The 24,183-nt window shown below is 56.3% G+C and carries 22 protein-coding genes; 9 read left to right on the top strand and 13 right to left on the bottom strand.

The annotated features are described in order from the left end of the window. Nucleotides 1–74 precede the first annotated feature (74 nt). The 4 genes from fghA to ACR0AH_RS07565 all read left to right on the top strand — a co-directional run bounded on the left by fghA (nt 75) and on the right by ACR0AH_RS07565 (nt 3,587). Complete coding sequence (fghA, locus tag ACR0AH_RS07580; RefSeq protein ID WP_170422726.1) at nt 75–908, top strand: S-formylglutathione hydrolase; 834 nt, start codon at nt 75–77, stop codon at nt 906–908. A gap of 3 nt (nt 909–911) precedes the next feature. Further along, nucleotides 912–2,372 (top strand): Si-specific NAD(P)(+) transhydrogenase, encoded by a 1,461-nt coding sequence (gene sthA, locus ACR0AH_RS07575; RefSeq protein ID WP_170407278.1) that lies wholly within the window; start codon nt 912–914, stop codon nt 2,370–2,372. After that, nucleotides 2,369–2,824, top strand: a complete 456-nt coding sequence (locus tag ACR0AH_RS07570) for a YaiI/YqxD family protein (protein ID WP_480591132.1) — start codon at nt 2,369–2,371, stop codon at nt 2,822–2,824. Before sthA ends, ACR0AH_RS07570 begins: the two co-directional genes overlap by 4 nt. A 142-nt stretch (nt 2,825–2,966) precedes the next feature. Next, the gene (locus ACR0AH_RS07565) at nt 2,967–3,587 is read left to right on the top strand and encodes an HAD family hydrolase (protein ID WP_480591130.1); all 621 of its coding nucleotides are present in this window, start codon (nt 2,967–2,969) and stop codon (nt 3,585–3,587) included. Nucleotide 3,588: 1 nt separating this feature from the next. On the opposite strand, the gene ACR0AH_RS07560 is transcribed toward ACR0AH_RS07565, so the two are convergent. Then, nucleotides 3,589–4,830 (bottom strand): MFS transporter, encoded by a 1,242-nt coding sequence (locus ACR0AH_RS07560; protein ID WP_170732691.1) that lies wholly within the window; start codon nt 4,828–4,830, stop codon nt 3,589–3,591. Nucleotides 4,831–4,978: 148 nt separating this feature from the next. On the opposite strand from ACR0AH_RS07560, the gene zapE reads away from it, so the two are divergent. Further along, nucleotides 4,979–6,037 carry a cell division protein ZapE gene (gene zapE / locus ACR0AH_RS07555; protein ID WP_480591128.1) on the top strand — a complete coding sequence of 353 codons (1,059 nt, stop codon included), beginning with the start codon at nt 4,979–4,981 and terminating at the stop codon, nt 6,035–6,037. Between the two features lie 42 nt (nt 6,038–6,079). Here zapE and ACR0AH_RS07550 read toward each other — a convergent pair whose 3' ends face one another. The 4 genes from ACR0AH_RS07550 to ACR0AH_RS07535 are packed head-to-tail and all read right to left on the bottom strand — an operon-like array spanning nt 6,080 to nt 12,327. After that, nucleotides 6,080–7,354, bottom strand: coding sequence for a bifunctional folylpolyglutamate synthase/dihydrofolate synthase (locus ACR0AH_RS07550; protein WP_480591126.1), 1,275 nt, complete (start codon nt 7,352–7,354; stop codon nt 6,080–6,082). Next, nucleotides 7,351–8,283: an acetyl-CoA carboxylase, carboxyltransferase subunit beta gene (gene accD, locus ACR0AH_RS07545; protein ID WP_170393952.1), complete on the bottom strand. Its 933-nt coding sequence runs from the start codon at nt 8,281–8,283 to the stop codon at nt 7,351–7,353. Before accD ends, ACR0AH_RS07550 begins: the two co-directional genes overlap by 4 nt. A gap of 59 nt (nt 8,284–8,342) precedes the next feature. After that, the gene (locus ACR0AH_RS07540; protein ID WP_170646892.1) at nt 8,343–9,242 is read right to left on the bottom strand and encodes a type II CAAX endopeptidase family protein; all 900 of its coding nucleotides are present in this window, start codon (nt 9,240–9,242) and stop codon (nt 8,343–8,345) included. Then, nucleotides 9,232–12,327, bottom strand: a complete 3,096-nt coding sequence (locus ACR0AH_RS07535; RefSeq protein ID WP_170646891.1) for an ABC transporter transmembrane domain-containing protein — start codon at nt 12,325–12,327, stop codon at nt 9,232–9,234. The genes ACR0AH_RS07540 and ACR0AH_RS07535 overlap by 11 nt, the downstream gene beginning before the upstream one ends. A 233-nt stretch (nt 12,328–12,560) precedes the next feature. Here ACR0AH_RS07535 and ACR0AH_RS07530 point away from each other — a divergent pair, with 233 nt between their 5' ends. From ACR0AH_RS07530 to ACR0AH_RS07520, 3 genes are all read left to right on the top strand, one after another. Continuing rightward, a complete protein-coding gene (locus tag ACR0AH_RS07530; protein WP_480591124.1) occupies nt 12,561–13,322 on the top strand; it encodes a DUF6478 family protein in 762 nt (253 codons plus the stop codon). 10 nt (nt 13,323–13,332) lie between these two features. Beyond that, nucleotides 13,333–13,698: a hypothetical protein gene (locus ACR0AH_RS07525; RefSeq protein ID WP_170611567.1), complete on the top strand. Its 366-nt coding sequence runs from the start codon at nt 13,333–13,335 to the stop codon at nt 13,696–13,698. 63 nt (nt 13,699–13,761) lie between these two features. Further along, on the top strand, nt 13,762–15,288 hold the full coding sequence (locus tag ACR0AH_RS07520) for an MFS transporter (RefSeq protein WP_170646888.1): 1,527 nt from the start codon (nt 13,762–13,764) through the stop codon (nt 15,286–15,288). Between the two features lie 48 nt (nt 15,289–15,336). On the opposite strand, the gene ACR0AH_RS07515 is transcribed toward ACR0AH_RS07520, so the two are convergent. The 7 genes from ACR0AH_RS07515 to ACR0AH_RS07485 all read right to left on the bottom strand — a co-directional run bounded on the left by ACR0AH_RS07515 (nt 15,337) and on the right by ACR0AH_RS07485 (nt 22,631). Next, a complete protein-coding gene (locus tag ACR0AH_RS07515) occupies nt 15,337–16,680 on the bottom strand; it encodes a S41 family peptidase (protein ID WP_170393963.1) in 1,344 nt (447 codons plus the stop codon). Nucleotides 16,681–16,686: 6 nt separating this feature from the next. Continuing rightward, the gene (locus ACR0AH_RS07510) at nt 16,687–17,820 is read right to left on the bottom strand and encodes a peptidase M23 (RefSeq protein ID WP_170625670.1); all 1,134 of its coding nucleotides are present in this window, start codon (nt 17,818–17,820) and stop codon (nt 16,687–16,689) included. Continuing rightward, nucleotides 17,817–19,334, bottom strand: coding sequence for a 2,3-bisphosphoglycerate-independent phosphoglycerate mutase (gene gpmI, locus ACR0AH_RS07505; RefSeq protein WP_480591121.1), 1,518 nt, complete (start codon nt 19,332–19,334; stop codon nt 17,817–17,819). The genes ACR0AH_RS07510 and gpmI overlap by 4 nt, the downstream gene beginning before the upstream one ends. Nucleotides 19,335–19,420: 86 nt before the next feature. Continuing rightward, a complete protein-coding gene (locus ACR0AH_RS07500; RefSeq protein ID WP_480591119.1) occupies nt 19,421–21,091 on the bottom strand; it encodes a sulfatase-like hydrolase/transferase in 1,671 nt (556 codons plus the stop codon). A 15-nt stretch (nt 21,092–21,106) separates the two neighbouring features. Then, on the bottom strand, nt 21,107–21,337 hold the full coding sequence (gene nqrM / locus ACR0AH_RS07495) for a (Na+)-NQR maturation NqrM (RefSeq protein ID WP_170393970.1): 231 nt from the start codon (nt 21,335–21,337) through the stop codon (nt 21,107–21,109). Nucleotides 21,338–21,352: 15 nt separating this feature from the next. Beyond that, on the bottom strand, nt 21,353–22,378 hold the full coding sequence (locus ACR0AH_RS07490) for an FAD:protein FMN transferase (RefSeq protein ID WP_170646885.1): 1,026 nt from the start codon (nt 22,376–22,378) through the stop codon (nt 21,353–21,355). A 67-nt stretch (nt 22,379–22,445) separates the two neighbouring features. After that, nucleotides 22,446–22,631 (bottom strand): hypothetical protein, encoded by a 186-nt coding sequence (locus tag ACR0AH_RS07485; protein ID WP_170407230.1) that lies wholly within the window; start codon nt 22,629–22,631, stop codon nt 22,446–22,448. A gap of 120 nt (nt 22,632–22,751) precedes the next feature. Here ACR0AH_RS07485 and ACR0AH_RS07480 point away from each other — a divergent pair, with 120 nt between their 5' ends. Next, a complete protein-coding gene (locus ACR0AH_RS07480) occupies nt 22,752–23,276 on the top strand; it encodes a CBS domain-containing protein (RefSeq protein WP_480591117.1) in 525 nt (174 codons plus the stop codon). A gap of 4 nt (nt 23,277–23,280) precedes the next feature. Here ACR0AH_RS07480 and ACR0AH_RS07475 read toward each other — a convergent pair whose 3' ends face one another. After that, nucleotides 23,281–24,060 (bottom strand): metallophosphoesterase, encoded by a 780-nt coding sequence (locus ACR0AH_RS07475; RefSeq protein WP_480591115.1) that lies wholly within the window; start codon nt 24,058–24,060, stop codon nt 23,281–23,283. Between the last annotated feature and the right edge of the window lie 123 nt (nt 24,061–24,183).

The following is a 24,183-nucleotide window of genomic DNA, read 5'->3' as shown; positions in this document are numbered from 1 at the left end:
CAGAGGTGGCTGCACTTTACGCCGACGCTGCAGACCGGTAGCCATGGCCCGGAAACAACGTAAGGATCAGCTTGATGGAAACCCTTTCGGAAAATGCCTGTTTTGGTGGTGTGCAGGGCGTTTATCGCCATGCTTCCTCGGCCTGCAAATGTGATATGACATTTGGCCTGTTTCTTCCAGCCGAAGCCAAGGACGGCCCCGTTCCTGTTCTGTGGTACCTGTCGGGCCTGACCTGCACCCATGAAAATGCCATGACGAAGGCGGGTGCCCAGGGCTGGGCGGCCGAACAAGGCATTGCTCTGGTATTCCCCGATACCTCGCCACGCGGCGAAGGTGTGGCGGATCACGAGGACTATGACCTTGGCCAAGGTGCAGGGTTCTATGTCAATGCCACGCAAGGCCCTTGGACGCCTCACTTCAACATGTGGGATTATGTTGCCGAAGAGTTGCCGGCCCTTCTGGCCAAGAACTTTGCGATTGATCCTGATCGTCAGGCCATCACAGGACATTCGATGGGTGGGCATGGCGCATTGACGCTGGCGATGAACCTGCCCGGGCGTTACCGCTCTGTTTCGGCCTTCTCGCCGATCTCGAACCCCATGGGGGCGGATTGGGGCCGCAAGCAACTCAGCGCGTATCTGGGCGATGATGAGACCGCATGGGCCAAGCATGACGCGTCGGCGATGATGAAAAGCACAGGCTTTGACGGACCGATCCTGATCGACACCGGTGCAAACGATCAGTTTATGGATCTGTTGCGCCCGGAGGCACTGGCGCAGGCAATTGCCGAGCGTCGCCAGCAGGCCACTTACCGACTGCAGCCCGGCTATGACCATTCCTACTATTTCGTGTCCACCTTTATGGAGGATCACATCACCTTCCACGCCGAAGCGCTGTATGGGGACTGAGGCATGAGCAAATATGACTATGACCTGATCATCATCGGCTCGGGCCCTTCAGGCCGGGCAGCGGCGATTCAGGCAGGCAAATTGCAACGCCGGGTGCTGGTGATTGACCGCAAAGACCGTTTTGGTGGCGTTTCGGTACATACCGGCACGATCCCATCGAAAACCTTGCGAGAGACGGTGCTGAACCTGTCAGGCTGGCGCGAGCGCAGTTTTTACGGGCGTTCTTACCGGGTCAAGGATCAGATCAGCGCAGAGGATCTGAAAGCACGGCTGCACATGACACTCGATCACGAGGTCGATGTGCTGGAGCATCAGTTCAACCGCAACCATGTTGAAACGCTGAACGGGTTGGCGACGTTCACGGGGCCACACGAGATCGAGGTGGCTACGGATGCAGGCGAATCCACGCGTCTGACAGCAGCCAAATTCCTGATCGCCACCGGCACCAAGACCTACCGGCCAGATTACGTGCCTTTCAATGGCAAAACTGTCGTCGATGGGGATGATTTCCTTGAGATGGAGGAAATCCCGCGTTCGCTCTGCGTGATCGGTGCGGGCGTGATCGGCGTTGAATATGCAACCATGTTCTCGGCGCTTGATGTCCGGGTGACGTTGATCGAACCGCGCGAGACGTTTCTGGATTTCATCGACAAGACACTGATCCACGATTTCACACATCAGATCCGTGAAAATGGCGTCGATCTGCGGTTGGGTGCAGCCGTCGAGAAAATAGAAGACGCCAGTAGCCATGTTGAGATCACGCTGGACAATGGGCGGCACGTCCGGGCCGAGATGCTGCTGTTTGCAGCCGGGCGGATGGGGGCAACCTCGGCGCTGAACCTGGATACGGTTGGCATTGAAACGGATCATCGCGATCGTATCAGTGTGGACCGCAAGACCTATCAGACCTCGGCGCCGCATATCTATGCCACCGGAGACGTCATCGGGCATCCGTCGTTGGCCTCAACTTCGTTGCAACAAGGGCGGGTCGCGGCCTGTCATGCGCTGGAGACTCCAACCCTGCCGGAAAGCCCCTGGTATCCGTATGGGATCTACTCGGTCCCCGAAATCTCAACCTGCGGGATGTCCGAGGAAGAACTGCAGGAGCGTGGTATTCCCTACGAAGTGGGCGTGGCCCGTTTCCGCGAAACCTCACGCGGGCACATCATGGGGTTGGAGCATGGCATGCTGAAAATGCTATTTTCGCTCAAGACCCGGCGGGTTCTAGGTGTGCAAATCGTTGGCGAAGGGGCAACCGAGCTGATCCATATTGCGCAGGCGGTGCTGAACCTGAAAGGCACGGTGGACTACTTCGTGCAGAACACGTTCAACTATCCGACCCTTGCCGAAGCTTACAAAATCGCGGGGCTGGATGCCTTTAACCGGATGCCCATTCCGGACGAATTCAAGGTGCGCAAATCGACGCCAAAGGCGAAGTCAGCCCCAAAGGTCAAAGAGGCGTGACGACGCTTTACATCGACGGGGATGCCTGCCCGGTCAAGGCCGAGGCTGAACGGGTGGCAACCCGGCACAAGGTGCCGATGGTTCTGGTCTCAAACGGAGGGCTACGCCCCTCCGCCAACCCGTTGGTGCAGGTAGTGATCGTCGCCTCGGGAGCAGATGAGGCGGATAAGTGGATTGCCGAACGCTGCGGCACCGGCGATATTGTCGTTACCTCTGATATACCGCTGGCCGCCAAGTGTATTGAAGCCGAAGCACGCGCGCTTCGGCCCAGTGGTGAGGCTTTCACCGCGGCCAATATCGGCCAGCAATTGGCAATGCGCGATCTGATGGCGGACCTTCGCGCGGCGAACCCGCTGGGGACAGGTGGCGGGGGAAAACCATTTAGCAAAGCCGACCGGTCGCGTTTTCTAGATGCGCTTGAGCGCGAGATACGCGCTGCCCTTCGCAGGTAGTGCTCCCGCCGGTCAGAGACGCATCAAAGATGCGTATCCTCCCGTTGGGCTGGGCAGCGCGTGCCGCGCGGCGGTTGGCGCTTGCATCTCTGACTTGCGCTTGGTTCAGTCGGTGGTGATTGAACTGGTATGGGATTAAGTCATGGCCGTTGAAGCCGTCATATTTGACATCGGAAATGTGCTGATCGAGTGGCAGCCCGAGCGCTATTATGATCGAATAATCGGCGAGGATCGTCGTCGCGCCATGTTTGACGAGGTCGATCTGCATGGGATGAATGATCTGGTAGATCAGGGCCATCATTTCACGGATACGATTTACAATTGGGCGGACAAGTACCCGGAATGGCGCGATGAAATCCGAATGTGGCATGACAACTGGATCGAACTGGCCGCGCCCGAGATCCCACATTCAGCGCGACTGCTGCGCGCGTTGCGGACCAAGAAGATCCCGGTCTTTGCCCTGACGAATTTTGGGGTTCAGAATTTTGACTATGCCAATACCGTTTATCCGTTTCTGAATGAGTTTGATCGTCAATACGTCTCGGGTCGGATGAAGACGGTCAAACCTCATATGCCAATTTACGAAATGGTTGAGGCCGATTGCGGCATCCCTCCCTCGGCGCTTTTGTTTGCAGATGACAGGATCGAGAATATCGAAACAGCAAGGGCGCGCGGATGGCAAACGCATCACTTCATCGATCCGCAGGGTTGGGCGGATCGATTGGTTTCTGAGGGGCTGCTGACCGCTGAAGAGGCCGCATAGCTCAGGCTGTCACGCCGGTTGGTGAGCGATTTTCGCGGATGGGCAGGTGAATGATGGCGCTGAACGCTCCGATAGCGACGCCGATCCACCAAACCATGGTGTAATCACCGAATTGGTCGTACATGCGCCCGCCTAACCAGATGCCCAGAAAACTGCCGATCTGATGGCTCAGGAATACGATCCCGTAGAGCGTGCCCATGTACCGCAGGCCGTAGAGATGTGCGACAAGGCCAGATGTTAGCGGTACGGTCGCCAACCAGAGCGACCCCATCACAAGCGAGAATGCGATCACGGACAAGGGCGTGATTGGGAACACGATGAAGGCACCTGCGGCAAGCGTTCGGCCGGTGTAAACCGCCGCGAGCAGGTACTTCTTCGGAAAGTGATTTCCAGCCCATCCGGCCAAAAGGGTTCCGCCGATATTGGCCAACCCAATCAACGAAATCGCAATCGCCCCCAAGGCTGAAGTTGTGGTGATCCCCATCGAATGTAAGAGGCCTCCAGGTTGGATCGGGCCGCACATCTCGGTGACGAAGGCGGGGAAATGGGCTGTGACAAAGCCCAGTTGATAGCCACAACTGAAAAAGCCGATCGCAATCAGCGAATAAGACGGGTCGCGGAATGCCTTGGACAGGATCTGCCCCATACTCTCCTCTAGCTCCGTCCTGCTGATGGGCTGAGGCGCGCGCATGAATGGCAATGTCAGGATCAATGCAAGGATAGCCACCGCAAAGATCAGAAACACTTGCTGCCAGGGTAAGAAAGTCAGCAACCACTCTGCTGTGGGTGCGCCAATGACTTGCCCGAAACTGCCCGCTGCGGTGACAATCGCCAATGACATCGAGCGGTTCGCATCCGATGAGGCACGACCTACGACCGCAAGGACCACGCCAAACCCCGTCCCAGCGATCCCGAAACCCACGAGCCAGGCATACATCTGATGTTCAAACGGGGTAACGGACCATGCTGTCAGGACCATTCCCGCCGTATAGGTCAGAGCGCCCAGAACGATGGCGCGCCGATCACCTATCTTCTCCGCAATGGCGCCAAAGATCGGCTGGCCGATCCCCCAAGCCAGGTTTTGTATGGCGATCGCCATCGAAAAATCGCTACGTAGCCAGCCGAACTCATCCGCAATCGGTATCTGGAACACACCAAAAGAGGCGCGTACGGCAAAACTGACTGTAATTACGATGCAGCCGACGATCAGGATCGGGTTCAGCAAACGGGTGGATTGCGACATTAAGGCTCCGAAGATTGGTTCCAGCAGACGTTAGCGGTACAACTCGGCGCGTCAATTCAGGAGTTTTGTGACGCCAGTTCAGCAAAATTGATGTGTCTGGAAAAAAGGTTTCTTTTCAACACACGAAGCGATCGGTATGGCTCAACATATGACGGTTCTAATTTCGCACTATGAAGATCTTATTACTGATGGGACGCTGACCCGGGACGACGCGCAAGAGGCTGTGCTGCCCCAGTTTGAGCGCATTCGGGCAGCCTTGGCCGAACCGGTTAAGCGTGGATTATTCCGCAAAGCGCCGCCGCCACCCAAGGGTTTGTATCTTTGGGGAGGTGTTGGGCGCGGCAAGTCGATGTTGATGGACATGTTTGTCGAGACATTGGGTGAAATCCCAGTTCGACGGGTGCATTTTCATGCGTTCATGCAGGAAATCCATACCGGTCTGCACAAGGCGCGTGAAGACGGCGTTGAGGACGCGCTGGTCCCTGTGGCCGATGCAGTCATCAAATCGGCGCGGGTGCTGGCCTTTGATGAGATGCAGATCATCGATATCACCGACGCGATGATCGTGGGGCGGTTGTTTGATCTGCTCTACAAGGGTGGTGTCGTTATCGTTACGACTTCGAACAGACATCCGGAAGATCTATATAAGGATGGGTTGAACCGGCAGCTTTTTCTGCCTTTCATTCAGCATATCAAAGAGCAACTGGAAGTGTGGGAGTTGGTTTCACCCACGGATTACCGCCAGAACCGACTTGAAGGCTCGCCGGTTTACTTCACCCCCATCGGGCCCGAAGCGCGGGAAAAGATTCGTGAGGTGTGGAATGATCTGTCGGGTGGACCGGCAGAAGAGCTGGCCCTTCAGGTGAAGGGTCGCGAAGTTGTCCTGTCCGCCTTTCGCAACGGCGTTGCACGGGCCTCGTTTTATGACCTCTGCGGACGAATGTTGGGTCCAGGAGATTACCTGGCTATCGCAGAAGCGCTGAAGGTATTGGTTCTTGAAGACATCCCGCGTTTGTCACGCAATAATTTCAATGAGGCCAAGCGCTTCGTCACCCTGATCGATGCGCTTTATGAGGCGAAAGTTCGGCTGATTTGTTCCGCCGCTGCCGAGCCCGAGATGCTCTATGTCGAAGGGGAAGGAACTTTTGAATTTGAGCGTACGGCCTCGCGCCTGCGGGAGATGCAAGACAAGGATTGGGGCAGATAGGGGGCGCTGTCCTGGCGCAGGATCTTTTCATCTGGCGGAGGATCAGGCGTTTTCTCTAAGGATGTTTCCCGCAAGATAAAGCGACCCGCAGATCAGAATGCGTGCATCAGGGGTTTGAGCGGTGATTGCGGCGAGCGCGTCTGTGACGCTGTCTGCTGTAGTGGCGGTCAGATTCACCTTAGCAGCAGCGGTGGCGGTTTCGTCCGCGCTCAGCGTATTCTGCTCACCCGGGATCGATACGGCCGTCAGGCTGTCTGCCCTTTGGGCCAATGGCGCGAGATAACCGGTGACATCTTTGGTATTCAGCATACCACAAATCATATGCGTGGGACGTTCTGGTAGTGACGCTAAAACCTCGGCCAAAGCAGTGCCTGCAGCCGCGTTGTGACCGCCATCCAACCACAACTCAGCTTGAGGGGCCTGCTCAACCAGAGGACCGATTTTTAGCCGCTGCATGCGCGCGGGCCATTCGGCCTTGGCCACAGCGGCCTCGTAGGCATCATCACCCATTTGCAGGTGGCGCAACGCAGCCAGAGCCGCGCCTGCATTTTCGATCTGATGAGCACCCAGTAGGTTTGGCATAGGCAGATCGCGCAAACCGGTTTCGTCCTGATAAATAAGGCGACCATTCTCAGTATGAACATGCCAGTGCTGCCCGTGGACCATTAGCGGAGCGCCCAGACGGGCTGCGGTATATTCGATGACTTCCAGCGCCTCATCCTGCTGCGGGCCGACGATGCAGGGAACGCCCGGCTTGATGATTCCGGCTTTTTCAGCGGCGATCTTGCCCAAAGTGTCGCCCAGGAACTGCTCATGGTCGATCGAAACGGGGGTGATGACTGTCAACTCGGGCCGTTCGATCACGTTGGTGGCGTCCAGCCGCCCGCCCAGCCCGACTTCGAGCAGCGTATAGTCAGCTTTGGTGCGGGAAAATGCCAGCAGCGCGGCGCAGGTGGTGATTTCGAAATAGGTGATGTTCTCACCGCCATTGGCGGCGTAACACTCATCCAGCACGGCGGTAAGGTCGGGTTCGGAAATCAGCTCACCTGCCAGTCGGATTCGCTCGTGAAACCGGGCCAGATGAGGTGAGGTATAGGCATGGACCGCATGCCCTGCCCCTTCAAGCCCCGCCCGGATCATGGCCTGGGTCGAGCCCTTGCCATTGGTTCCAGCGATATGAATGACCGGAGGCAGCTTAACCTGAGGATTGTCTAGTGCCGCCAGCAAACGCCATACCCTGTCCAAGGTCAGGTCGATGATCTTGGGGTGCAGCGCCATCATCCGGTCTAGGATGGCATCCGAAGATGGGGAGGTCATTTTTCGACCGCGTCCTCGGTGGGTGCCTCGGTTGGGGCTTCTTCCGGCTCGGGCGCAGGAAGGTCGCCTTTGACCGCAGGGGGCTGCTTCATCAGCATTCGGGTGATGGTGATCAGCTCATCCCGCATCTCGGTGCGTTTGGTCACTCGGTCGAGCATCCCGTGATCCAGCAGATATTCAGCGCGCTGGAATCCTTCGGGCAGTTTCTCACGAATGGTCTGTTCGATCACACGGGGTCCGGCGAAACAGATCAGGGCATTGGGTTCCGAAATATGAACGTCACCCAGCATCGCGTACGAGGCTGTAACGCCGCCTGTAGTCGGGTGGGTCAGGACAACAATATAGGGCAGGTTTGCTTCTTTGAGCATCTCCACTGCGACCGTCGTACGCGGCATTTGCATCAGGCTCAGAATGCCTTCCTGCATCCGCGCGCCGCCGGCTGCCGAAAACAGGATCAGGGGCCGCTGTAGCCTAACAGCCTCCTGTGCTGCAGCAATGATGGCATTGCCTACATACATGCCCATCGATCCGCCCATGAACGAAAAATCCTGCGCGGCAGCCACGATCGGGGTACGGCCGATTTCGCCAACGGCGACCAGCATCGCTTCTTTCTCGCCGGTCTTTTTCTGGGCCGCCTTCATACGGTCAGGGTATTTTTTCTGATCCCGAAACTGCAGGGGATCGTCTTTCGGTGCCGGGACATCAACCTCGGAAAAAATACCGCCATCAAACAGATGTTGGAACCGATCGCGCGGCGTGATTGCCATGTGATGGTCGCACTGGGTGCAGACATTCTGGTTTTCCGCCAATTCGCGGTGGAACAGCATGGTTCCACACTCATCACACTTGTGCCAAAGGTTTTCGGGCACTTCGCGGCGCGAGAAGATCGAATTGATCCGGGGGCGGACGTAGTTTGTGATCCAGTTCATGTCGGAACCTTGATAATTCGGCGTTGAAGTCAAATAAGACGCAATGCCGGGAAATGCAATCAGCGCCTAAGGACCAATCTTGCGGTGAGCCACCCCACGATCATCAGCGCAAAGTCGACTAGCAACCAAGGTCGCAACGCTTCGGCGTCCGATGCCTCATAAGGAAGATGGAACAAGGCCAGGCCACCAAGGTTGTCGGGAAGCGAAATGACAAGCAGAGCCGCGATGTTATTGAAAAAATGCAGCGCAATGGCGGGGCCCAGCGTGCCCGCTCGCGCGGTCAGATCGGCGGTCAAAAGCCCAAATGTCAGCGCCCAGATGGCAATCAAGACCGCATTGTCTCCGACCGTCGCGGGGCTGTAGTGGCCAGCTGCGAACAAGATTGATGGCAGACCCATCCAGATCAGCGGAGACCGAAACCGCGCGGCCAGGCCCTGTTGCATATAGCCTCGGAACAGGATTTCCTCGGCGCTGGTCTGAATCAGCACCGCAACAGCGGATAAGGGAAGCAGCATAAGCCATTTGGTTAACGCGAGATTCGCCACCAATGGTGCACCAAGGTCATAGGGGGGGAGTATGAATATGACTGCACCCAGCAGAAGCAATGCGCGAACAACGCGCCAAAACTGCCAGATTGCGATGGATTGTTCGCCCAGGACCGAGGCAAGTGACCGGTGCTGAAATAATCGTGCCCCCAACGCCACGCCAATAGTGACAAAAATAAAGCTGGAGAGCACAATAAGGAGCGCTGTTGGCGACGATCCATTCAAGAATGTGACCGCCGACCCTGATGAGCCAAGACTGGCAACGATTGCGAACAAGATTGCATTGAGCGTGACCACAACCACTGAGACTAGCGCAAGACCAGCCAACAAGCGCCATATCTCGGGATATCTGCGGGCGGCACCTAGCAATTGCTGATGACTTGAATAGGCACCCTGCCTTTCGTTAGTGCTCATCGGATTGCTCAGCATTTACAGAAGGCAGGTCATCCCCAATTGGAGTGTTGGGGTCACGCAACCGCTCGGACACCGTGGACAAATATCCGGCCACGGTTTCAAGCAACCTCATCGCAACGCCCGCGTCACTTTCAATCACAGCACGCAATTCCTCCGCGCCGATCCGCAGGAACGAGCAATCCGTGAGGGCCACCAAATCCAATTGTCGCGGCTCATTGGTGATAATCGCAAGATCGCCGATAAGGCGCCCGGGTTCTACTATCGAGAGCGAACGCATTTCACCGTGTTCATTCAGCCAATTCAGGCTCGCCGAACCTGAAATACACAAATATGCCGCGTCGGGAGCCTGGCCGCGTGCGAAAATGGTTTGACCTGCCGCGACCTCGTACCATTGGGCCGAAAACGCCAGAAGACGCTGGTTGCGCCCATCGACTCGTGAAAACAACTCGGTAGAAGAAATGATCTTGAGTTTCCGGCTCAGGTCGTCCGTCCCGGTGTCTTCGGCATCGGTGGACACGCGTGAGACACCATCGATCCGACCGTCCTTTATTTCAACAAACAAATCATAGGCTTCCGGATGGGCAAAATGATCCTCCATAAAAATCATGATCGAGTCGGGTAATAACTCGCGCAGCTTCAGACGGGTCCGCAGGCGGCTTTCAGAGTCGTGGCTGGCCAGTGCCTTGTCGAGTATCAGGATATCGGGGCGTTTGATCCCAGCACGAGAAAAGGCAGCACGCTCCTGAAACACTGTCGGAAGGTTATTCCCACCTAACCCGGACGGCAGGTCGTAGATGATCGCGGCGGCCCTTCGGCGCAGCCCGGCCTCGTTCAGAACCTCCGCGACCAGATCTTCGATCTCTTCTGCATGGGCACCAGCCATGATGGATACCCGACCATACAGAGCGTTTTCCATTGCTGTCAGGCGGGGAACGTAGACGTCCGGTGACACCGGCACGAACATCGCACCCATAGCGCCCCGCAGCCGTTCGGCCTGACTGTGACGAATGGAAAGGATTTTGTCCTTGTACTCCTCAGGGAAACTCGGGCCGATTTGTTCAGCGGTCAGCATGAATGGGACGGTCAACAGCAGCGCACGTTCCTGATCGCCGATGGCTTCTTCGCCCTTGGTTTTGCGGCGCTCTTCGATATCGAGCAGACGGTGGTACATGTCTTTTGACATGCCAAGCCGCAAGAACAACGGGTGATCGGCCCCATCTCGCCCGAAAGTCTGGTTTAGGGTTTCCAGAACGGCCTGAGCGATGCTGAGCGCGTCATCATCAAGGCCATTGCCCGTAAGCAACGACAGAAACCGGTGGTCCCCCGCCAGAATGTCCGGTGCGATATCATGCGTCGGTGAAGCGAACAGCAGGTTCCCGCCCAAGGGCACGGCGGGATTGAACTGGTCAGGATCGAACCGATAGACATACTTGTCCAAACCGCGCTCTTGCAGGCGTGTAGCAACGGTATCTCGCAGATCGACTATTTCTTTCGCCAGCACCGGGTGTACTTCCGGGTCGAACTGAGAGCGCAAAGTGCGCCGGAACATAAATTCATCAATGCCCATCGCTTCGACAAGCTGGAACCACCAATCACGAATATCCTCGATGTCATCAAGACCCGCGAGGCTTGGATCGATCCATTCATCGGACAATGAATCGGGTGGGTTCCCGGCGCGCACGGCTTCGATCTGGCGGCGTGAGGGGGCCTGCAATGCACCACTTTCGTGTTGAGGATGCGTGCGCAGCGGCATTAGCAGGTTATCACCCAATGTTCCGTCGAACAGGTAAGGGCGTGAATAGGCATAGCCGATCCGCGCCGCAATCACCGCCTGATGCAGGCTGTTGAGGTTGTGGCCAGCCATCAGAACCTCGCCTTGAACCGGCAGCACTTCGCGCGTCAGCAACTGCGCAAGCGCACTGCGTTCCGAAGCGTGTTTCGACTGAATCGCAACCCGAGCGCCTTGGGGAATGGTAAGATCAATATCCTCAAGTATGGTCTTGCCGTCATCATCACGAACGGTCACGTTGCGCAGTTCGATATCGCCGGTTAGGTGCGGGATTGCCTCGGGGACGCCCTCAAACAACTGTTCGGGTATCATATTCGATGGGGCAAACCGTTCGGTCACAATTTCCCAGCGCAGTGACATGTCCTGTACCTGGTTGTAGTAGGTCAGAAGATCCTTCCAAGGGCCGCTGAGGTCTTTATATGCACCCAACGCGGCGACCAATGCGCCTACTGTCACCTCGCCCGTGATCGCCAGATAGCCGCCCACTGAATAGAACAGGAAGGGTGTCATCTGAGTGATCAGATTGTTGAGGAACTTCATGAAGAACTTCTTGTTGTAGATCTTAAAGCGGATCTCGAACAAGGTTCCTAGCCGATGGCTGAATTGCGCCAGACGATAGCGCCAGCCGCCATTGGTGCGCAGATCGCTGATACCAGCAGCACTTTCGCCAATCTCAGAGCTCAGCCGCCTGACCTCCTGAATGCGATCCTTGTTCAGAAGGTTGATCTGACGCTGCAATTTGGGAATCAGCCAAGCCTGCAAAGGGATCAATGCAATACTGGCCAGACCAAACCACACGCTTTGCATGAAAAGAAACGTGACGATCGTCATCATCTGGCCGAACTGAAAAACGGGCTGCGCGATGGCATCTCCCATCAACCCGCCCATGGGTTCGGCCTCGGACGTGATCATCGATACCAGTTCACCTTGGCTGGTGGTGGCGAAATAGGATTTGGGAAAGCGCATCGAGCGGCTGATCAAGGTAAAGCGAAGGCGACGCAACATCCGCTCGGCGAGAATGCCTTTCATGGTATTGATGCGCATTTTCATCACGCCACTGGCGATGACAGTTGCCAAAAAGGCAAAGCACAGAATCAGCAGGTACTGCACCTGTGTCACGGTGATACCAAGTACTGTCACGGTGTCAGCGGGCGCACCAATCGCGTCGTTGATGATCTGCTTGGGAAGCTCCAACGAAGCGTAAAGGAACGGAAATGACAGAACGGTCAGCAATAGCAGGACCAATTGCTGTTTTTTCGAATGCTTCCATATGAATGAAAATAGGGTGGGTTCCATTCCCCTGCCTCATGATGAGCCTGTATGATCCGGGACAAATGCCGATTGCCCGAGCGACGACGGTAAGCCTCGGCCCGAGCTATTGCAAGAATGGCGGCTCTTTGCGACGCAGAAACCAGCTGGATAGGAGATCACATTTAGGATTCGGGAAGATTTATCCGCTAATCAAGTAAGACTGGTTTGTCCCCTGCCCCGACTTTGACTAAAGAGGGGCTGTCTTGAAAGATGGGGCGATGGGCAGATTACTGGATCGATATATTCAACTAAAGGCTCTGGGGCGCTGGCAGCGTGCCGCGCAGCAGTCTGACCACCTCGCACTGCCTGAGCTTCGCCGCCAACGTGATGACGCCCGGCGGTTGCGCGGCAAACTTGAACAAGCAATTCAAAAAGCTGATGCTCGACTGATCCAACCCTTGATTGGGGCGACGCAGTTTCCAAAACCCCTGGGAACGGATTGGTCGTGGCGACCGGACCTGTGGCGGACGCCACTGATCCGCAAAGGATTAGCCTCGGTCCCGCGCAAGGCGCGGATGGATGGGCAGATCATCCTGTTTCACGATTGCAGCCAGGTCGAGATCGGGCTGCAGCAAATCCGAAATCGGCGAGACAAGGATTTGGCGCCTTTCAGTCTGGCCGTTGAGGTATTTGATTTTCAGGGATCTTTCCTGTCGCTCTCCGTTGATCTGCCCACTGATGCCGCCATAAATCTGTCCCGCCAGCATCTGATGCGGGTCGACACTCTGGTTGAGTGCGAGCGTTCTACCGTTGTCTTCGCCCGCCTGAACATTCAGCATGGCCCTAATACCGAGCAGGTTCTGCGCGAACTTGATCTTTCAACACCTGCGGCGACTGTAGATTTTGATCTGGCCCATCTGAACGTGAATGAGCGTCGAATTGAAAAACTCTGGCTGGATCTGATCATTGATCAACCCGCGATGAACCGTGTGGTGTTTCGTGACCTGACATTCTGCCGTTACCACCGGGCCGATCTGTAAAGGGTACTCAATGTCTCATACCACCCTGACACCAATCCGCTTCGAAAACGGCCTGTGGGAAGGCCATTTGACCAGCGAAAGCCCCCCTCAGATCGAGGTGCTGTTTCTTGGTGAGCCCGTGAATGATGTTGAGTTGGAACCAGCAACAGATGGCTGGGCCATGCGCATCCCAGTGCCGCCCGCCGCGCTGTCGGAAGGTGTCCATACTGTAGTGATTCACGATGGAACAACAGGCCATAAGCTGGGGGATTTCACCATCATCGCCGGTTCACCCGCCGCAGATGATCTGAGGGCCGAAGTCGCTTTGTTGCGCGCCGAGCTGGACATGTTAAAGCGCGCGTTCCGCCGCTCTCAGGCATCTCAAAGCGAAACCTGACCACAGTACCGATAGGATTGTCCCTATCTTTTCAGGTCCATACGTGCATCATTGGATTGGCCTATGGATCGCAACAGCATCATAAAGGTCATCGCGCTGATGGTGACGGGTTTCGGGATCGGGATCGATTTTACCGGTGCCCTGATGCTGGTCCCGGCAATCGAAAACAGCTTTGACGCCGACATCACCAGCACCCAGTGGGTTCTGAATATTTACGCTCTGTTCTTTGCAATGACGATGGTGGCCGGAGGTCGCCTGGGTGACATGTATGGTCATCGCAAGATGATGATCATCGGTCTTTCGATCTTTCTGTTTGCGTCGGTTTTATGCTTTGTCTCACCCGGTTTGGACTACCTGATCGGCGCACGCGCCTTGCAGGGGATCGGGGCGGGATGCGTGTGGCCCTGCACACTGGCATTTGGAGCCACCAAAGTGTCGAAAGAAGAACACCGCGCATTGGTGATGGGGCTGATACTGGCGGGTGTCACCACGGGTAATGTCTTTGGACCGATGATTAGCGGCGCGGTGGTCAATCTGGGTGATTGGCGGTTGTTTTTCCTCGCCAATGTGGTGTTTTCCAGCATTTCGATGACGACTGCGATCCTGCTGATGGAGCGTGAGACCGAGCATAAGAAAGGTGAACACATCGACTTTGCCGGGATGGGCATCCTGTCTTTTGCAGTTTTGCTCTTGCTTTACGGTTTGGATGTTGGTGCCGATTGGGGCTGGACTTCGCTGCCGCTTTTGCTGCTGTTTTTTGTCAGCGCCGTTTTGTTCTTCCTGTTTCCGAAAGTCGAAAAGAGGGTCAAGGAACCCTTGCTAATGCCTCAGTTGATGCAGAACCGAGAGTTTCTGATTACCTTGGGTCTGAATATGTTCAACGTCTCGGCAGCTTTTGTCGGGCTGCTATATTTTCCGCAGTATATGCAAAAAGTCTTGGGATGGTCTGTGTTCCAATCGGCGCTGGGTTTGGCACCGCTGACGGTGTTGCTAGCGGTCGGATCGATCGTCTCGGGTACGCTGTATAACGATTTTGGGCCCAAGCGACTGCTGTTTTGGGGATATATTTGCGCCACAGTCGGGGCGGCAAGCGTTGTCATCATGCCTTCCGGGACCGGATATTTTCAGATTCTGCCCGGAATGGCGCTGATTGGTTTGGGCGCAACGCTGACGGTCGGGCCTTCGGGAACAGCCGCTGTATGCGCGGTCAAGCCGGAACGCGCCGGACTGGTTGGCGGCCTGAGTTTCATGACCCATCTTGTCTATGGGGCAATCGCGGTCGCCTGTGCGACGGCGGTCATGTATGTGACAAGCCTGTCCAGCCTGAAAACCCGATTGACCGCGTCAGGCATCAACATGTCCGACGCTGATCAGAAAGCGATCAATGGTGGAACGCTGAACACAGACTCGGCAAAAGCAGTGCTTGAAAAGTTGAATTCAGGTGAAACTGAAAAGGTTCAGGCCGCCATTGCGGCGGCCTTTGATACCGGAATGAATATGGCTTTTGTATTCGCCACGATCTCAGTCGCTGCTGGAATCGTCTTGGCGCTGATGCTGGATGAGAAGAAACTGCACAAGGTCGAAGGGTAACACTTCAGGGTGCGAGTATAGGGCCGCAGATGGCGGCCCCCCTCCCCTTTATTGTGACGGCCCGGTCGGATTGAACGCGGACAGGCCTTTGAGAATATCAATGGCATAGGCCAGTTGATAATCCTCTTCCCGCAGCTCCGCCGTGGCTTCGGCCTTGGCGCGATCTTCTTCGATCTGGCGAATCTCGTCCTCGCTGAGGCTGTCATTATTCAGGCTGCCGCGCAGATCGGCCTCGGACCGGGTGCGAGTGTTTGTATCTTCCTCTTCCTCGTCAACCGGGTTGTTGCGCGGTTGCTCGACGATGATGTCCGGGCTGACGCCAAGCGCCTGAATCGAACGACCCGAGGGCGTGTAGTAGCGAGAGGTTGTCAGACGCATAGCCCCGTCACCCCGAAGCGGCATGACCGTCTGCACCGATCCCTTGCCGAAGCTCTTAGTGCCAACCACGATGGCGCGATTGTGATCCTGCAAGGCGCCCGCGACAATTTCCGACGCCGAGGCCGAACCACCGTTGATCAGCACAACGATGGGCTTGCCTCCGGTCAGATCGCCGGGTGTTGCGTTGAATCGCTCACCATCTTCAAGATTGCGACCCCGGGTCGAGACGATTTCGCCCTCATCCAGGAACGCGTCAGAGACCTTAATGGCCTGAGTCAACAGCCCGCCGGGATTGTTACGCAGATCCAGAACGATCCCATTGACGTTTTCGATGCCCCCGGCCTCTTCAATCTGTTCTTCCAGTCCTTCCTTAAGGTTCGGATAGGTTTGGTCATTGAAGGTCGTGACACGCAACACGACACTTGTACCTTCGGTACGTGCACGAACTGCGGTCAGCTTGATCGTGTCGCGAACGATCGTTACGTCGAATGGCTCCTGCTCGCCTTCACGCACGACTGTGATCACGATTTCCGATCCCACCGGGCCGCGCATCAGGTCCACGGCTTTATCCAGCGTCAGCCCCAAAATGCTCTCGCCATCCACATGAGTGATGAAATCGCCCGCTTCGATACCAGCAGCATCCGCTGGGGTGTCATCGATGGGCGATACAACTTTGACAAAGCCTTCTTCCTGCGTGACTTCGATACCGAGCCCGCCAAATTCGCCACGTGTCTGCACGCGCATCTGCTCGGCATCATCAGGCGACAGGTAGCTGGAATGTGGGTCTAGCGAGGTCAGCATCCCGTCAATCGCAGCCTCGATCAGCTCGTCGGTTTCTACCTCTTCGACATACTGGGCGCGAATACGTTCGAAAATGTCACCGAACAGATCAAGTTGTTCATAAACGCTTGCCTTGTTCTCGGCCTCTTGCGCAAGCAGAGGGCCTGCGATCTGTGTTGTTGCGACTATCCCTGCCACGGTGCCGGCCAGTCCGGCCATCACAAATTTCTTCATACTCGTTTATCCATCCTTGTCCGTCCGGAACCATGATTCCGGGTCCACTGGGCTGTTATCCTGTCTTACTTCTATATAGAGCGTTTCTGACCAGTCAGTTCCAGTGCCATCACCGCTTGTTGACATAATAGCGCCGATTTCCGGAGTTTCACCCGGCATCAAACCTACCGGAGTACCCTCGGGTATCACTTCCCCGGTCAGACCATATACCTCTTGCAGACCTGAGAACACGAATAGCAATCCGGGCTGGGGTTCAAGGATCACAAGATTCCCGAGATCCAGCAAGGGCCCGCGGTAACGGATCGTGGCAGCCGTTGGCGCGGTGACCAATGCGCGGGGTCGCGTGCCCAGCACCAGCCCGGGGCGCGTTACCCCCGCTGCGTCCGTTTCGCCCGCCCGGTGCAGCATGACCCCTTGTGCGGGCAAGGCGATTTGACCTTTCCGGCCCGAGACATCTGCATTTGTATCTTCAATCTCACCATCGGTGATCTCGGATAACCCACTGGCAAACCCATCCAGCGTTTCGGTCGAGGATATCAGGATCGCTGTACGCACAGGATCTTCTACGAAACGGCGAGGCAGATCGGTCCGGTCCGCTATCGCCTCACTAAGCTGCGTGCGGGCATCCTGAACACCCTCCAACCCTTCGGTCAGCGTATTGGCAGCGTTTTGTTGAAGCTGTCGCAGTGTCTGTACCTCTTGCAATTCGTTTGCAAGCGCCTGAGCCTGCGCGTTCAACCCAGGCGTGACTTCGGACAACATCATACCAGTGCGCGCGGCCCCAAGTGGGCCGGACGGGTGCAGCATAAGTACCGGAGGCGCGGTGGTTTCGATCGTCTGCAGAACACCTAACAGCTGCGCCACCTCCTGCTCTTGTACCTGCAATTCTGCAGTCAATTGCGCCTCGCGCAAGGCCGCGCGGCGCAGGCCGTCGCGCATAGCGCTCAGACCGGCCTCGTAGGCTTTTATGGTTTCGGTCAGGGCTTTGACCCGGTCGCGGGCAGATTCGGCCTCAGTCAACGCGATCGAGGCTTGCTCCAGCATCTCGGCCGCTTCTAGTGCCGCCTTTGACGGGCTGGTTTGGGCGACGACAGGGGTGGCCCAAATCAGCGCTGCAGCAACGATCGGGTGCAATCTCATGTCAGCAAGCTTTCCCCTGTCATTTCAACGGGTTTCGGCAATTCCATAAGCTGCAACAAAGTTGGAGCAAGATCGGCCAAGCGCCCATCGCGCAGGCTTGAACCTTCGGGGCCGCCGACCAGAACGACAGGCACGGGGTTCAGCGTATGGGCCGTATGTGGACCGCCCGTTTCCGGATCGACCATCATTTCGCAGTTACCATGATCTGCGGTCACGATCATCGCACCCCCGACCTGCTTCAGTGCTGCAACCACCTGCCCCAGCCCTTGATCAACAGCTTCACAGGCTTCAATCGCAGCTTGCACATCACCGGTATGACCAACCATATCTGGATTGGCGTAGTTGGTGACGATCAGATCATATCCGCCGTGGATCGCCTCGACGAACTTTTCTGTCACTTCGGCCGAGGACATCTCGGGCTGCAAATCATATGTCGCCACTTTGGGCGATTTGGGCATGAAGCGATCCTCGCCACCCTCAGGCTGCTCTTTGCCACCGTTCAGGAAGAAAGTGACATGAGGGTACTTCTCGGTCTCGGCCAGCCGGAACTGGCGCAGGCCTTGCTTAGCAACCCATTCGCCCAGCGTGTTCACGATATCCCGCTTGGGAAATACGGTCGTCATATAATCGTTATGGCCATCGGAATACTCAACCATGCCCAGTAACGCCGACAACTGCGGGCGCGGACCGGAGTCGAACTCGGCAAAACCGGGCTCCCCAATTGCCCGCAGGATTTCTCGGGCACGGTCGGCGCGGAAGTTCAGGCAAAAGAACCCGTCACCGTCCTTAATACCGGAATAACCAGCAAGAACCGTGGGCGCGATAAACTCGTCGGTTTCGGATTGGGCGTAGGCATGGTCGACGGCCTCATGGGCCGAGGCCACAGTGCGCCCCTGACCTTTGACTATTGCGCCATAGGCCTCGGAGACGCGTTCCCAGCGATTATCGCGGTCCATGGCAAAGTAGCGCCCACAGACGGTGACGACCTTTGCGCCATCGGGCAACCGGTCTTCGAGTTCGGCGATGTAGGTAAAGGCCGATTTCGGGGCCACATCGCGCCCGTCGGTGATCGCATGTAGCGCCACAGGCACACCCGCATCGGTAGCCGCTTTGGCGGCAGCTACGATGTGATCCAGGTGCCCGTGCACGCCCCCATCCGATACCAGCCCCATCAGATGCGCTGTCCCGCCTGCAGCTTTCACCTTAGCGATGAAGCTCTGCAGCGCCTCATTGTGAAAGAAAGAACCGTCTTCTATGGCTAGGTCAATCTGCCCCAGATCCATCGCAACCACGCGCCCAGCCCCGATATTGGTGTGACCAACCTCGGAATTACCCATCTGACCACTAGGTAGACCCACATCCGGCCCGTGCGTTATCAGTTGCGCATGAGGACCTTCAGCCATGAGAGCATCAAAGGTTGGCGTATTTGCCAGATAAGGCGCATTGGCCTTGGTGTCGTCGGATAGGCCCCAACCATCAAGGATACAAAGGACAACGGGCTTTGGGGCGGTCATGAAAGCTCTCCGATTGAGGCGGCGTTGCTGTCTTCTACCCCCTGCCCGCTCAAGGTTGAACCGTCATTAGGGCCGCGAATGAAGAATTAATCTGTCTTGTAGTCCCCAAAGGGTCGCGCTTTGCGGTTGCGGTATTTAACGGTCAGCTCAAGCGGCATCTCGTTTTCGTCGTAAATACCGATCACCACGCCTGTTCCTCGGCTTGATCCACGCATGTTTAGCAGTTGTTCTTCCGACCGGGTCGTGCGCTGCGACTGGCGCCGCGTCCAGGTGAACAGGTGATCATACATCTCGGTGATGATGTCTGCATGCTCATCGCTTACGCCAAGGTCCGTCAGCTCATTCGGATCATTCTCTAGATCAAACAAAAGCGGGCGATAGCCCCCTTCACAATGGATCAGCTTCCATTTCTCGTTTGCAACCATGAACATGACCGCATCCCGAACCGAGGCGTTCAGTGTCTGCGCAATGGGGGATGCGGAGTAGTCGTACTCACAAATCACCACATCGCGCGGAGTGCTTTCGGCCTGACCGTGCAGGATGGGCAGCAATGAATGCCCCTCCAAAATGTGCCCCGCAGGTTCACCGCCTGCAACCTCCAGAAACGTGGGCGCTAGATCGATGGATTCGACCAATGCATCGCATGTGGTGCCGCGCGTGGCATCAGCCTCGGGCGATGGATCATAGATGATCAGCGGCATTTTGGTCGAGGCGTCATGGAAGAAGGTCTTCTCTCCCATCCAGTGATCGCCCAGAAAATCCCCGTGGTCCGAGGTCAGCACGATCATCGTGTCCTGCATTCGTCCGGTCTGTTCCATCCAGTCAAACAGCCGCCCCATTTGGTCGTCAGCCTGCTTGATCAGGCCCATATAGGCTGGAATCACGGCCTCGCGTACATCCTGACGGGAGAAGGTCTGGCCGATTTTCGTATCCATGAACGCTTTCAGCACCGGATGAGCGTTCTGCCGTTCAGCTTCGGACCGAATGACAGGCAGAATGTGTTCGGGACCATACATCGAGGCGTAGGGTTCTGGCACAATATAGGGCCAATGCGGTTTGATATAGCTGAGGTGGCAGCACCACGGCCCCTCATGGTTTTCCATGAACTCCATGCCGCGAGAGGTGAGATAAGGCGTTTCGCTGTCTTCCTCGGCGATATTCGCGGCCTCTGACGAATTTTTCAGGAACCAACCTGAAAGTACATTGCCCTCTTCATCCAGCCCCGAATTGGCGAAGTCGTGCCAGGGGTTGTCACTCTCATAGCCTTTGTCTTTCAGATACTCGTTGTACCTTTTGGCGCCATCCGGGTCATAAAACCCATCCGGCCCTTCGGGGTGCATCCCGTCATCGCGTTCAAAAACATCAAACCCGCATTCAGCGACGCGCGCGCCGATCAGGCTGTCGGGCTCAAGCCCCAAACGGGCCATGCCCTCGGCGTCTGCGCGCATATGAGTCTTGCCAACCAACCAGCAATCCATCCCTGCCTTGCGCAAGTGATCGGCCATGGTGATCTCACCAACTTTCAGCGGGATTCCATTCCATGACGCGCCGTGCGAATGCACGTAGCGGCCGGTATAGGTCGACATACGGGAACTGCCGCAGATCGGTGACTGGATGTAGGCCCGTGTGAACCGCATACCCATCGAGGCGAGACGGTCAATATTTGGCGTATGCAGATGTGGATGTCCGTAGCAGCTGAGGTAATCCCAGCGCAATTGGTCGAACATGATGAAGAGGACGTTCTTGGCTTTGTTCATGCCAAGAGGGTTATCCTAGCCTTCCATCTGTTGCAGCATCTTTTTCGCACGCTTGCACTGCAACTGGTCGCGCAGAGGGCTGTCGGGATCGATATCCTTTTGACAGACCACACATTTATCGGCACCCGAGATCGCGTTCAGGCCACCGCAGCTGCCTTTGATGGTTTTGCCCATCAACATCACACCCAGCGCCATGCCAACCATGACGATCAGCAACAGGAAAAAGGCTAGAATAAAGGTGCTCATAGCGGTTCCTACCGGTCAGTTGGTCCCCAGCGCAGCCTTGAAGGCGCTGCTTTGTACGGTGATATAGGCTTCTTCTCCGCTTGTCACATCCCGAGAGATGAAGAACACGGCAAGTTTATGCTCTTCGGCCAGTTCCAGACCCTTTTCCAGACCCAATGCTAGCATCGCCGTTGCCCACGCATCCGCCATCATGGCGTTGTCTGCTAAAACAGTAACCGAAGTGGTGCGATGAGTAATCGGGCGGCCCGTCGTCGGGTCAATGATATGCGAATAGCGCACCCCGTCCTGTTCGAAGAAGTTCTTGTAATCACCCGAGGTCGCCATTCCCAGATTGTCGAGCGGCACGATCAACTGGATTGATTGCGCGCCAGTCTCGGGTTGTTCGATCCCGATGCGCCAGCTTTCGCCTTTGTCATTCTCGCCCATGGTCACCAGATCACCACCGATCTCGACCATATAGTTCTCGATCCCGGCCTCGCGCAGCTGTGCGGCAACCGCATCGATGCCATAGCCTTTGGCGATCGCAGACAGGTTGATCCCGACTCCGGCCTCTGATTTGGCCAAAGTGCCCGCTCCGCGATCCAAGTCTAACAGCCGCGCTTGCCCCACTTGCCCAAGCGCTGTCGCGATCTCGTCATCTGCCGGAATTGGGTCTTCAGGTTTTCGCGGTCCAAACCCCCACAATTCGATCAGCGGACCAAGGGTAACATCAAACGTACCACCGGATTTCTCGTGAACCTCATTTGCGGCCTCGATGACGAAGGCAAATTCGTCTGACACTTGCATGGGGTCCGTGCTGCCTGAGGCCGAGAAGGTCGAGACCTCGGAATTCGGGTCCCAGTTGGACATCTTGGCATTGACCTGCGCCAGGGTCTCCTGAACCGCTTGCCCCAGCGCTGCTTCGTCCAAATCATCGCCGATTGCGGTGATGTTGAACGTGGTGCCCATCGTCTCGCCGGACAGGCGTACCACGTCAGGCTCTTTGCCAAACAAGCAGGCCGAAACAGTCAAAAGTAAGGCCAGTGCGATCAGTGGGCGCATGGTGCAATCTCCCGGGAGTGTTCTTGCCCGGCATATGCCAGTGAGCCTGTTCAGAGTCAAACCGACATCAAATCTTGAGCGGCAAAAACGCCAATGCAAAAAGCCCGATTGCTGCCGGGACGCCAAACAGCCAAGCGCGCTTTTGCCAACCTTCCGGTTGCTGTTTCCAAGCCATGCGAAAATTATGGCCGCAGACCACCACGATAAAGAATATCAGCGCGGCAACTGGTGGGGTCAGATACAGGTTGCTCACAAGCAATTTCCTTTTGAAGTGGCCAAGTTACGCCGGTTTTCGAAATTGCACCCTATACAGGGCCGGTCCCTGCGGTAAGGTAGGTTGTAAGGACAATACCGGTGAAAGAGGAGACCGCCCATGGCCCCAAGCTCTTACCAGCCTCCGACACGCGGCGACAAGGCCGCGGCGACAACCCGCAGTCAATCAGTTGAGACCAATCTGTCGCATACCCAGACAACGGTTGCGAAACTGATGGAAGGCAAAGGGGATGCTGTTTTTTCGGTGCGGCCCAACGACACGATTCACTCGGTCGTGGATATCTTGCGCGAAAAACGCATCGGGGCCGTTGTTGTGACGGATCAGAATGGTGCCCTGCAGGGTATCCTGTCCGAACGTGACATCGTGCGCCGTATGGCGGAAACGCCCGGCCAGACCCTACCCCAATCCGTGGCTGATCTTATGACGACCGAGGTTAAAACCTGCAGCCCCGAAGATTATCTGAACGACGTGCTGAAAACCATGACCGAAGGCCGGTTCCGGCATATGCCCGTACTGAGTGATGAAAATCTGCGCGGGGTGATCACCATTGGCGATGTGGTTCATTTCCGCTTGAAAGAACTGGAATACGAAGCACTTAGAATGAAGCAAATGATCGTCGGCTAGCGACTTACGCTGATACGCGCGCGATTCCGGTGTGCGCGGTCGAGATAAATCGGACAGAACCAGGCGAGATTTCCGCAGCCGTCAACTGATCGGTGATGAACGCACCTGTATCAATCGAAATGACATCATGCTCGACCCGAGCTTCGTCGACGATTGTATGGCCATGCACCACCCATTGCTCGTCTTTCCGGCGTTTCTTGCGGAACTGAGGATGCCCCCAAAGGCAAGTTCTGTCCTGTTGCCGATCGACCGGCTGCGATGGATCAAGCGCGGCATGAACAACCGTTACATTCCCGCTCGTCCAGGTCAGCGGCCGATCATGCAGCCAGTCCAAAAGCGGTTGTCCCATCGCTTGCTGCAGTTGTTCGGCAACGGCTTGCGGGTTGGACCGGTCAATATCAGCAAGCCCAAACGAAGCCAAAGTCTGAGCACCGCCATTATACAGCCAGACACGCTCCATCCGTGTTGGATCAGACAAAAACCCAAGCAGCATATCTTCGTGATTGCCTTTCAGGCAGATCGCCCGGGTTTCAGGGTTCGTGTCGAGGTGGTGTAGCTGACGCAACACCTGCGCGCTGTATCCGCCCCGGTCAACATAGTCGCCTACAAACACCACCGGACATTCGTTATCCAGCGCAGGTAGCAGCCGTTGTAAAAGATCCAACCTCCCATGAATGTCTCCGATTGCGTAGAATTTTTCTGTAGGCGCCAATGAATACAGATTCACCGGCTGATCAGACGGTGTTTGAAATGCGATAAGCCTTTTGATCCATCCGGTTAACATAAGACCTGCTGCCTAATGCGGAAAAATATGGAGCAGCATTCGCCAAATGCAGACGTTGATATTGGCAGCCTGCCCAACATCAGACCCAAAAATGAAAATGGTCGGTCCCAAGGGTTGGAACCG

The organism is Ruegeria sp. AM5 (genome assembly GCF_056540645.1).
Note: the sequence above shows the minus strand (reverse complement) of the source record. Positions and strands in the feature narration are given on the sequence as shown.